This is a genomic window from Enterobacter cloacae complex sp. GF14B (assembly GCF_004136805.1).
Lineage (GTDB): Bacteria > Pseudomonadota > Gammaproteobacteria > Enterobacterales > Enterobacteriaceae > Enterobacter > Enterobacter hormaechei_C.
Genome location: NZ_QFRV01000121.1, coordinates 1 through 7662, shown reverse-complemented (window position 1 = coordinate 7662; position 7662 = coordinate 1). Strand labels below are relative to the sequence as shown.

9 protein-coding genes and 1 other RNA gene are annotated in these 7662 nt (G+C 56.5%); 3 read left to right on the top strand and 7 right to left on the bottom strand.

Features of this window, described 5'->3' with window-relative positions; translation table 11 throughout:
* On the top strand, window positions 1-1187 hold a 1187-nt coding region (locus DD606_RS22935), incomplete at its 5' end, for a PLP-dependent aminotransferase family protein (RefSeq protein ID WP_139158339.1).
* Window positions 1188-1257: 70 nt separating this feature from the next.
* Here DD606_RS22935 and DD606_RS22930 read toward each other — a convergent pair.
* The 3 genes from DD606_RS22930 to ffs all read right to left on the bottom strand — a co-directional run bounded on the left by DD606_RS22930 (window position 1258) and on the right by ffs (window position 2064).
* Complete coding sequence (locus DD606_RS22930) at window positions 1258-1473, bottom strand: hypothetical protein (protein WP_015571263.1); 216 nt, start codon at window positions 1471-1473, stop codon at window positions 1258-1260.
* Window positions 1470-1721, bottom strand: coding sequence for a hypothetical protein (locus DD606_RS22925; protein ID WP_006809862.1), 252 nt, complete (start codon window positions 1719-1721; stop codon window positions 1470-1472). The genes DD606_RS22930 and DD606_RS22925 overlap by 4 nt, the downstream gene beginning before the upstream one ends.
* 246 nt (window positions 1722-1967) lie before the next feature.
* Window positions 1968-2064, bottom strand: an RNA gene (ffs, locus tag DD606_RS22920) — signal recognition particle sRNA small type.
* Between the two features lie 170 nt (window positions 2065-2234).
* On the opposite strand from ffs, the gene DD606_RS22915 reads away from it, so the two are divergent.
* Window positions 2235-2546, top strand: a complete 312-nt coding sequence (locus DD606_RS22915) for an MGMT family protein (RefSeq protein WP_003859016.1) — start codon at window positions 2235-2237, stop codon at window positions 2544-2546.
* Window positions 2547-2583: 37 nt separating this feature from the next.
* Here the strand turns inward: DD606_RS22915 and DD606_RS22910 are convergent, their stop codons facing one another.
* Window positions 2584-3111 carry a YbaY family lipoprotein gene (locus tag DD606_RS22910; protein WP_003859018.1) on the bottom strand — a complete coding sequence of 176 codons (528 nt, stop codon included), beginning with the start codon at window positions 3109-3111 and terminating at the stop codon, window positions 2584-2586.
* A 203-nt stretch (window positions 3112-3314) separates the two neighbouring features.
* Here DD606_RS22910 and tesB point away from each other — a divergent pair, with 203 nt between their 5' ends.
* Window positions 3315-4175, top strand: coding sequence for an acyl-CoA thioesterase II (gene tesB / locus DD606_RS22905; RefSeq protein ID WP_058675319.1), 861 nt, complete (start codon window positions 3315-3317; stop codon window positions 4173-4175).
* Window positions 4176-4268: 93 nt separating this feature from the next.
* Here the strand turns inward: tesB and amtB are convergent, their stop codons facing one another.
* From amtB to DD606_RS22890, 3 genes are all read right to left on the bottom strand, one after another.
* A complete protein-coding gene (gene amtB / locus DD606_RS22900; RefSeq protein WP_022650485.1) occupies window positions 4269-5555 on the bottom strand; it encodes an ammonium transporter AmtB in 1287 nt (428 codons plus the stop codon).
* A 35-nt stretch (window positions 5556-5590) separates the two neighbouring features.
* Window positions 5591-5929, bottom strand: coding sequence for a P-II family nitrogen regulator (gene glnK / locus DD606_RS22895; protein ID WP_006809867.1), 339 nt, complete (start codon window positions 5927-5929; stop codon window positions 5591-5593).
* Window positions 5930-6141: 212 nt separating this feature from the next.
* A partial coding sequence (locus DD606_RS22890) for a SmdB family multidrug efflux ABC transporter permease/ATP-binding protein (protein ID WP_129259205.1) occupies window positions 6142-7662 on the bottom strand: 1521 nt, incomplete at its 5' end.

Below are 7662 nucleotides of genomic sequence, written 5' to 3'. Positions count from 1 at the left end.
ATCTGGAGAGCCGTCACGGCAGCGGTTCGCGGGCGATCCTGCCAGACAGCCGCGCCGTGCCCACGCTTTCCACAGCCAGTGCGGCGCTGGATCTCTCAACCGCCGCGCTCAACGCGGGGCCAGAGATCCACCAGGCCTACGCCCACGCGCTAACGGCCATCACGCCGAATCTGGCGCTGACCGGGTACGATCAGCTTGGGCTTCCGGCGCTGCGTGAAGCTATCGCCGCCCGCTACACCGCACGCGGTCTGCCCACCCGGGCAGACGAAGTGATGGTGGTGAACGGCGCCGTCAGCGGCTTTGCCCTGATCTTAAGAATGATGACCGGTCCCGGGGATCGCGTGGTGGTGGATCATCCCACTTACCCGCTGGCAATAGCCGCCATTCAGGGAGCGCTATGCCGGCCCGTGGGCGTCTCGCTGCCTGAAACGGGTTGGGATACCGACGGTTTTGCCGCAACGCTCGCCCAGACCGCCCCGCGTCTGGCCTATCTGATGCCGGATTTTCATAATCCGACCGGGCGTTGCATGGATGCCGCGACGCGCCAGACCATAACCGACATCGCCGCGCAAACCCGCACCACGCTGGTGGTGGATGAAACCATGGTCGATCTCTGGTTCGATGCTCCCCCGCCGCCGCCGCTGGCCGCCTTTAACCCGGAGGCCGCGGTGATGACGCTGGGTTCCGCAGGCAAAAGTTTCTGGGGTGGGCTGCGTCTCGGCTGGATCCGCGCCTCGTCCCGCACTATCGCCACGCTCGCGCAGACGCGCGACACGCTGGATCTGGGTTCTCCGGTGCTGGAACAACTGGCCACGCTGTGGCTTATCGAAAACAGTGAAACCTTCCTGCCTGCCCGGCGGGAAATGCTGGCAGAACGTCGCGACCGCTGCGGCCAGATGCTGCGGGAACATTTCCCCGAATGGCGGTTTCAGGAAGCGGAGGGAGGGCTCTCATACTGGATTGAATTACCCGGCATGCTGGCGACGCAGCTGGCGGCACGCGCCGAGACGACAGGCATCATTATGGGCACCGGCACGCGCTTTGGGCTTTCAGGCGCGTTTGACCGCTATCTGCGAATGCCCTTCTCACTCAGTCCGCCAGAACTTGAAGAGGCATTATTGCGGATCAAACCGCTGTGGCGTGCGTTAAATAAAAGTGTAGCGCCAGTAAAACGGAGCCTGGTGTAAATTATTCGCCAGAAACAATAAAAACTGCTGACTGTAACGCATGCAGTCAGCAGTTTTCATGAAGAACAGCTTAATGTTGAGGAGGAATCGGGAAGCCTTTCAGCGAAATAATGAAATTATCCCCTTCTTTCTTTATTTTTGCACCGGTATCACACCAGTCAGACGCAATTCGAAAGAACTCATCACTTCCTACATTCCAGCCAAGACGAACATGTTTCACGTAGCCGGAACGTAACAGATTGCAGGCCTCGTTGTAGTCACTGGCAGTCGATAGTTGTTGTTTCATTTTCTCTTCTTCAGAAGTTTACGTAGTGCTTTGATTTCTTTAGGAGTAAATGGAGTTACGCTCTCTTCTTCCGTATGCTGATTATCAACATCCTCTTCCGATACTCCCGCCTCTTCTACTGCTTCAAAAGCCAGCAGCAGCAGTTTCTCTGTGGTCACGCTTAAATTCTCATTATTGTCTTCCGCATAGTGGCGAAGTCTTTCTTTTAGCGCTTCATCAATTTTAACGTTTAAAACCGCAGTAACCATGATTGTCACATCCTTTCGGAACACGTGTTTAATTTAATACACGAAGATAAGTTTGTTATCCAGATATATATTTTTTAGCTTATGACAGAATAAAGGCATCCGAAAATAAAATGACAGTCTATTATTACAGGTTTATGACATTATTATTTCAGTTAAATGAAGGCTGTATTACAGAAAATACAATAGTCACATAATTTAGAAGGTTTATTCAGGGGAACAACTGAGAGGATCACAAATGGGTGGGGGCCCTGCCAGCTACATCCCGGCACCCACGTCGTCTGCCCTGGCTGCTTCCTTCCGGACCTGACCTGGTGAACAGAGTAGCGTTGCGGGAGAACCAACAGAGCCCCCATTGAGAGCGTTGATAACCAACGCGCTGGCGCATTATCCCTGTGGAGCACCTCAATTGCAAGCCGCTGACAACCGGATGCTGGATTATTGCGCAAACTGCCCCGACAATCTTCTTTATCTTCGTATAACATTACCCTTCGCTGATTTCCCGCAGGAGAAACAATGGACGAACATGACACTTTCCCACAGCGAGTGTGGCAAATCGTGGCTTCGATTCCGGAAGGCTGTGTCACGACCTATGGGGAAGTCGCCCGGCTGGCGGGTTCTCCGCGCGCGGCGCGTCAGGTTGGCGGCGTGCTGAGAAGGCTACCGGAGGGAAGCACGTTACCGTGGCACCGGGTCGTCAATCGCCATGGTGCCATTTCCCTCACCGGGCCAGACTTGCAGCGCCAGCGTCAGGCATTACTCTCAGAAGGGGTGCAGGTGTCCGGGGCAGGACAGATTGATATGCAGAAGTATCGCTGGGAGTACTGACGCCCTCTCCCGTCAACATGGAGAGGGCGAAGGAAAATTACATCTGTGTTGGGGGTGTAGGCAGAGTCGGCTGATTGGTTTGCGTTGCAACAGGCACTTCAGTTTGCTGCACCGGTACCAGGGTCAAGTCGATTTTGGTGCCGCCTTTGTTGACCGCTTCCTGTACGGTATCGGTGATAAAGACCAGCTTATCGTTGATCGTTACCGCCGCGCTCAGGAGGATACGCGCGTTAGGCTGGACGTCAGACGGGTTGTACGGCAGCACGAAGCTGAACGGCGCCTGTTTACCCTCTGTACGAACTGCACGCTGTGCAAGGACTTTAGACGGTGCATCCGCCAGAGACGCATCGGATAACGTGACCGTTAAAACCGCGTCCGGCGGCAGAGCGACTTTCTGTTTGATCCAGATGGTACCGGACACGTTGGGCTGTCGAATAGCTTGCTGTGAAAGGGTGTTAATCCCGTTTGGGGTCGCCGTTGGTACCGCTACATCGGCACTCTTATCCGCACAGGCGGACAACGCCACCGCCATTGCAACACCGCTTAACATAGGCACGAGTTTCATTGAAGTCTCCTTATCATCAATGCACCGGCGGGATCGATCCCATCCGATGTCGTTTTATTCACATAACGTAAACAAGTGTGGCACAAATCACGGATTTATGCCTAATTTTGCCCAGGTATTAAGATTATTCTACCCATCGGACCACTATCGTTTCTGCGTTATACTCAGCGTATCTTTCGCCACGGCGTTTATTGAGGACCACTATGAGTCAGGCACTGAACAATCTGCTGACATTGCTGAACCTGGAAAAAATAGAAGAAGGGCTTTTTCGCGGACAGAGCGAAGATTTAGGCTTACGCCAGGTTTTTGGGGGCCAGGTCGTGGGGCAAGCGCTATATGCCGCTAAGGAGACAGTTCCGGCAGACCGTCTGGTGCACTCATTCCACAGCTACTTTTTACGCCCCGGTGACAGCGCTAAACCGATTGTGTACGACGTGGAAGTTCTGCGTGACGGCCAAAGCTTCAGCGCCCGTCGCGTGGCGGCCATCCAGCATGGGAAACCCATCTTCTACATGACCGCCTCCTTCCAGGCGCCAGAGCCGGGCTATGAACATCAAAAAAAGATGCCGCCTGCCCCGTCGCCGGACGATCTGAAATCGGAAACCGAAATAGCCCGCGCACTCGCGCATCTGTTGCCGCCGCAGGTAAAAGAGAAGTTTCTGTGCGATAAACCGCTGGAGATCCGCCCGGTCGAATTTCATAACCCAATGAAGGGGCATACCGCTGAGCCCACCCGCCAGGTGTGGATCCGCGCCAACGGCAGCGTACCGGCAGACTTGCGCGTGCATCAGTATCTGCTGGGTTATGCGTCGGATTTCAACTTCCTGCCGGTTGCGCTACAGCCGCACGGTGTGGGCTTCCTCGAAAAAGGGATGCAGGTAGCCACAATTGACCATTCCATGTGGTTCCACCGTCCATTCGATATGAATGAATGGCTGCTTTACAGCGTGGAAAGTACCTCTGCGTCCAGCGCGCGCGGTTTTGTTCGCGGGGAATTTTACACCCAGGATGGCGTGCTGGTGGCTTCTACCGTGCAGGAAGGTGTGATGCGCAATCGCGGGTGATGTAAAAAGCCCGGTGGCTATGCTTACCGGGCCTGCAAATTACGCTTTTTCAGGCCGGGTAAGGCGAAGCCGCCGCCCGGCAAGGCACTCAGATTATGCGTTATAGGCATTCTCGCCGTGGCTGTTGACGTCCAGGCCTTCGCGCTCCTGCTCTTCCGGCACGCGCAGCCCAACGGTCATATCAGCCAGCTTGTAACCGATAAAGGCCACAACACCCGACCAGACAACGGTGATCGCGATACTTTCCAGCTGCACCAGCACCTGATGCCCCATGGTTACGCCTTCTGCGTAACCCACACCGCCCAGAGATTGGGCAGCAAAGATACCGGTCATGATACAGCCGACAATGCCGCACACACCGTGCACGCCGAATACATCACACGGATCGTCAACGCGCAGAACACGTTTCAGTGCGGTAACGCCCCACAGCCCCGCCAGTCCTGCGACGATACCGATCAGCAGCGCTCCGCCTACGCCCACGTAACCGCACGCTGGCGTAATACCTACCAGACCGGCAATCGCCCCGGAACAGGCACCCAGCAGCGATGGCTTGCCGCGAACGGCCCACTCGCCAAATACCCATGAGAGGATAGCGCCGGCGGTTGCCACAACGGTATTCACGAAGGCCAGTGCAGCGATTTCGTTAGCGGCGCTGGCTGAACCTGCGTTGAAGCCGAACCAGCCAAAGTAGAGGATGGCGGTGCCGGTAAAGACCATCGGCAGATTGTGCGGCTTGAATGCTTCCTTCCCGAAGCCCACGCGTTTGCCAATCAGGTAGGCGCCTACCAGGCCTGCTACCGCGGCGTTGATGTGCACAACGGTACCACCCGCAAAGTCCAGCGCGCCATGGGAAGCCAACAGACCACCGCCCCAGACCATATGCGCAATCGGGATATAGGAGAGCGTCAGCCAGACCACCACGAAAATCAGTACCGCAGAGAAGCGGATACGCTCAGCCAGCGCGCCCACAATCAGCCCCACGGTGATGCAGGCGAATGAGCCCTGAAACGCGACATGAATATACTGATAGAAGCTGCCCATAACCGCGGTCAGTTCGATATTTTTCAGCATCGCCCAGTTAACGTTGCCGAAGAAGGCGTTGCCCTCCCCGAAGGCCAGCGAGTAACCGTAAACCACCCACAGCACGCACACCAGCGCGAACGTGACGGCAACCTGCGTCAGCATGGAGAGTACGTTCTTGCCGCGGATCAGGCCGCCGTAAAACAGCGCGATCCCCGGAATCGTCATGAACAGCACCAGCGCGGTGCAAATCATCATAAAGGCGTTATCGGCTTTGTCTGCCACAGCAGGTGCAGCCATTGCCAGGCCCGGCAGCAGTGCCAGCGACCCCAGACCTGTTTTCATTGTTGCTTTCTTCATTTTCTCGATCCCTATCACTGTGTGCCAGGAGTTACTTACAACGCCGCTTCGTCAGATTCGCCGGTACGGATGCGAATAACGCGCTGTAGTTCGGCAACGAAAATTTTGCCGTCGCCAATTTTTCCGGTGTAGGCCGCTTTGCTGACGACATCAATCACCTCATCAAGCTGATCGTCGGCAATCGCCACATCAATTTTCACTTTTGGCAGGAAGTTAACGCTGTATTCCGCCCCGCGATAAAGCTCGGCATGACCTTTCTGACGCCCAAAGCCTTTCACTTCGGTGACAGTCAGTCCCTGAATACCCATGGAAGACAGCGCTTCACGCACGTCTTCGAGTTTGAATGGTTTGATTACCACCGTAACCAGCTTCATATATCCCCTCCAGTCAGAATTCGGTAATGGCCGCAGCTAACACGAGAGTGATATTGCAAAGGGTGTGCCAGAAGTGAAAGGTGAGGAGGAAAGCGCCGCGGCGCGCATGCGCCGGGAAAAAGTGAAAAAAAAACGCACCATGGCAGTGCAGGGGGCGTTTCAGTTTTGCACCAACGGTTAAGTCTGTTAGCGCATTGCCTTGTTATGGTGCATCAGGCGCTGAGTGACTCTTCCTCGCGCACGCTGGCGGCCAGTTCGTCGCCTGCCAGCTGCAACTGATACATCTGCCAGTAGCGTCCTTTTGCCTCAAGCAGCGCTCTGTGTGTACCCCGTTCAACGGCCTGGCCACGGTGCAGAACCAGAATGGTATCGGCATCGACGATCGTTGACAGGCGGTGGGCGATCAGCACCAGCGTAGTGTGATCCCGCACGGCAGCCAGCGCCTGCTGGATCGCCTGCTCGGTACCGGAGTCAATACTTGCGGTCGCTTCATCCAGAATTAACACCTGCGGCGTCTCAATCAGCACGCGCGCCAGCGCCAGAAGTTGCTTTTGCCCGACGGAGAGGTTGTTGCCCTGCTCACCCAGCCGGGTATTGATCCCCTCGCTTAACCCGCGCGCCAGATCCGCCAGCTGCACCGTTTCCAGCACCTCCCATACCTGCTCAGGGGTGAAAGGACGTCCCAGCGTCACGTTGGCATAAAAGGTATCCGCCAGCACCACCGGATCCTGCTGCACCATCGCGACGCCCTTACGCAACGCGTTGTGGCTAAGCGAGGCAAGCGGCCGTCCGTCCAGACGGATCTCCCCCTGCGTCAACGGATAGTAGCCCATCAGCAAACTGGCGAGCGTGCTTTTGCCGCTGCCGGTATGCCCAACCAGGGCGACAAAACCACGCGACGGTACCTCGAGGTTGATATCCTGCAAGACAAGCTGGTCGTCGCGGTAGGCAAACGAGACATGATCAAACGCTATGGATCCACTTTCCAGCGGGCGTTCGTCTTCGCCATAGGTCTGACGCGGCCTGTCCATGAGCTCGAATACACGTTCGCCCGCGACCACTGCCTGTTGCAGCATCGACTGCTGCGTGGTGAGTTCAATCAGCGGTTCGTTAAGGCGTCCGAGGTAACTGATAAACGCGTACAGTACCCCCACCTCGATGGTTCCGCGCGTCGTCAGGCCGAACAGCATCAGCAGTCCGCACAGCACCAGCGCCGAGAAGAGGCTCAGCAGCGGACGTAACAGGAAACCGTCCAGGCGTAACGTCTGCATCCGCGCCATATAATGCGAGCGGCTGGCTTCCCCCATTCGCTCACCAAAACGCGCCTGCTGGCGAAACTGCTGAATAACGCTCATGCCGTTGATCACTTCGTTGAAGCCATCATTGATATCTGCAAGGTAAGCGCGCACGCGGCGCACGATCGGCGTGCTGTAGCGCTGGTAAATCACCATCACGATCAGCACCGCCGGGAAAATGGTGATTGCCACCAGCGCCATCCGCCAGTCCAGGCTGAACATCGCCACCAGCATCGCGCCAATTAGCGCGGCACTGCGCAGAACCGTTGCAACAACGGTTACATAGAGGTCGCGGATCACCTCGGTGTCATTGGTGACGCGCGAAATAACCTGCCCGACCGGCTGGGTATCAAACTCGCTCAGCGGCTGGCGCAGCGCGGCATCCATCACGTCCGTGCGCAGCTGCTGCACCACGCCCACGGCGGCCCGGTTAAAGAG